Origin of the sequence: uncultured Campylobacter sp., assembly GCF_937949835.1 — a bacterium.
Classification (GTDB): domain Bacteria; phylum Campylobacterota; class Campylobacteria; order Campylobacterales; family Campylobacteraceae; genus Campylobacter_B.
This window is the reverse complement of the sequence record NZ_CALEDC010000396.1, coordinates 1-2,963: the sequence shown is the minus strand read 5'-3', so window position 1 is coordinate 2,963 and position 2,963 is coordinate 1. Positions and strand designations below refer to the sequence as shown.

The window sequence follows — 2,963 nt, the reverse complement described above, 5'->3', positions numbered from 1 at the left end:
CCACGGCGCCGTCGCGGTAGAATTTTATCGTATTTTTTGAATCTGTAAACACGAATTTTACCGCATAGCTGATTTAGGGCTTCTCTGTATGCGCCAGATAAATTCTATTTTGCAAAAATAGTGAATTGGCAGTGTAGCCGTAAATTTCGTGCTTACTAGCTAAAATTTTGTCGTTCGCGGGCAATGTGAAGTTAAATGCCAAAAAAACGCAAAATCCCCGCCGAAATTGCGTGTAAGCTAGACGAAAGTGCTAGGCAAGCAAAGCGGTGCAAGAACTCGCAAAGCTCAAAATTTCACTCGCTGGCGCAAATTTAAATATACTTTAACGAATAGAAGTGTAAAATACGCCTCAAATTTCAACGATCAAGGGTTTTTATGCTAAAAGACATCTTTCTTTTCGGCGGTTTAATTTCTTACGACCACACTTTTATCTACCTTTTTTACTTCTTTTTGGTCGTCGCTATCATCGTAGCCGTCGCGCTTTGCTCCACTCGTTCGCTTCAGCTTGTGCCCCACGGCATGCAAAACATTGCCGAAGCCTACCTAAGCGGCGTGCTAACGATCGGTAAGGACGCGATGGGTAGCGAGGAACAAGCCAAAAAATATCTTCCGCTAATCGCAACATTGGGATTTGTGATATTTTTTAGTAACGTTATCGGCTTGGTGCCGGGCTTTGAGTCGCCGAGCGCGAGTCTAAATTTAACCCTTTCACTTACCCTTTGCGTTTGGTTGTATTACCATTTTGAGGGCGTTCGCGAGCACGGCGTGATCAACTACCTAAAGCACTTTATGGGGCCGGTGAAAATCCTAGCTCCGTTTATGTTCGTTATAGAGATCGTCTCGCATTTTTCGCGCGTCGTATCGCTTTCTTTCCGACTTTTCGGAAACATCAAAGGCGACGATACCTTCCTGCTCGTTATGCTTACTCTCGCTCCTGCGCTAGTGCCGATGGTACCGTTTGCGCTGCTTACTTTTATGGCGATTTTGCAGACTTTCATTTTCATGGTTTTAAGCTACGTTTATCTAGCGGGCGCCGTGATCGTCGATGAGCATTAATTTTAAGCGAAATTTCTTATACTTCCTCGTGGGTGCGTCGTTCGGATTGATCTTCGTCGGCGCATTCGTCTTTTTTGCCTATCCGTCATTTTATTTTTTGGGGTTAAAATTCCTCTTCATCTGCACCGCTCCCGGCGTGATATGCGTCATCATCACCTGCTTAATGGTCGATGTTTTCGATCTGAAAGAACGACTAGCCCGCGAAGGCGAGTAAGATTTTACGGGTAAAATTTTAAAATTTAGCCACGCCGTGTGCCGCTACAAGCGAGTATTAAAGCAAAAAATTGTAAAATTACGCGAAATTTTTATTCTAAAAGGTTAAGTTTATGTTTGAAACCGTGATCGGCCTGGAGGTACACTGCCAGCTAAATACCAAAACCAAAATTTTCTGCTCCTGCCCCACGAGCTTCGGAGACGAGGCGAATTCGCACGTCTGCCCGACCTGCCTGGCGCTTCCGGGTGCTCTTCCCGTGCTAAACGAGGAAGCGGTTAAAAAAGCCATCAGCTTCGGCACCGCCGTTAATGCGACGATCAATCGCAAGTCGGTATTCGATCGCAAAAACTACTTCTATCCCGACCTTCCCAAAGCGTATCAAATTTCGCAGTGGACGATCCCGATCGTCGAGCACGGCGAGCTTTTCATAGCCGCGGACGAACAGAGCAAGCGCATCGGCATTACGCGCGCGCACCTAGAGGAGGATGCTGGCAAAAATAACCACGAAAGCTCGCGCAGCCTAGTTGATCTGAACCGCGCCGGCACGCCGCTTTTGGAGATCGTAAGCGAGCCCGATATGCGCTCTGCGGACGAGGCGGTCGCGTATCTAAAAAAACTCCACAGCATTTTGCGCTTTTTAAATATCAGCGACGCGAACATGCAAGAAGGCTCGTTTCGCTGCGACGTAAACGTCAGCATCCGTCCGCAAGGCGAGCAAAAGCTCTACACGCGCGTGGAGATTAAAAATTTAAACTCTTTTAAATTTATCCAAAAAGCGATCGAGTTTGAGATCGAGCGTCAGATCGAAGCGTGGCAGGATGGCAAATACGAACAAGATGTCGTGCAAGAAACGCGCCTTTTTGACACCGCTAAGCTCATCACAAAGCCGATGCGTAGCAAAGAAGACAGCGCCGAGTACCGCTACTTCCCAGACCCCGACCTGCTAACCGTGATCGTGGATGACGAGATGCTAGCTGCTGCGCAGCAGATCCCCGAGCTACCCGATCAAAAAAAAGCACGCTACGTCCGCGAGCTGGGCGTTAAAGAGAAGGACGCCGAGATCATAATCTCGACCTACGAAAACGCGCGATTTTTTGAGGATCTGATCGCGGCGGGGCACGAGCCAAAACTCTGCGTGAGCTGGCTTACCGTCGAGCTTGCGGGCAGGCTCAAAAACGGCGTTACGATCGAGGACTCGCCCGTAGGTAGCGCGAAGATGAGCGAGCTTTTAAGCGCGATTGAAGGCGGCGCTGTATCGCAAAAGGCCGCCAAAGAGGTGCTTGATTATCTAATGGAGCACGACGAGGCCGTAAGCTCGGTCATCGACAAGCTAGGCTTGAGGCAGGTAAGCGACGACGGCGCGATTTTGGAGATCATAGCGCGCGTGATGAGCGAAAACGAGGAGAAGGTCGCAGACTATCGCGGCGGCAAGGACAAGCTATTCGGCTTCTTCGTAGGCCAAGTAATGAAAGAGGGCAAGGGCGCGTTTAATCCTGCAAAGGTGAACGAGCTTTTGAAACAGAAGCTGGGCTGATTTCGCAGCTTCTGCGGCGGCAAAAAGCGAATTAAAGGCGGCGGCGCGAGCGCGATAGATAAAACCTCTGAGATAAAATTTTAAATCTGCTCGCAGCGTTTTGCTTCGAGCTAAAGCTTTCAGGCGCCAATGACGAGGACTTTTGCGTGTTATATTTCA

At 48.8% G+C, this 2,963-nt stretch carries 3 protein-coding genes; all 3 read left to right on the top strand.

Features of this window, described 5'->3' with window-relative positions:
- Positions 1 to 375 precede the first annotated feature (375 nt).
- Positions 376 to 1,056 carry a F0F1 ATP synthase subunit A gene (locus Q0256_RS08950; protein ID WP_177387592.1) on the top strand — a complete coding sequence of 227 codons (681 nt, stop codon included), beginning with the start codon at positions 376 to 378 and terminating at the stop codon, positions 1,054 to 1,056.
- Complete coding sequence (locus tag Q0256_RS08945; RefSeq protein ID WP_297916818.1) at positions 1,046 to 1,270, top strand: hypothetical protein; 225 nt, start codon at positions 1,046 to 1,048, stop codon at positions 1,268 to 1,270. The genes Q0256_RS08950 and Q0256_RS08945 overlap by 11 nt, the downstream gene beginning before the upstream one ends.
- A gap of 112 nt (positions 1,271 to 1,382) precedes the next feature.
- Positions 1,383 to 2,804, top strand: a complete 1,422-nt coding sequence (gene gatB, locus Q0256_RS08940) for an Asp-tRNA(Asn)/Glu-tRNA(Gln) amidotransferase subunit GatB (RefSeq protein ID WP_297962326.1) — start codon at positions 1,383 to 1,385, stop codon at positions 2,802 to 2,804.
- The last annotated feature ends 159 nt before the right edge of the window (positions 2,805 to 2,963 follow it).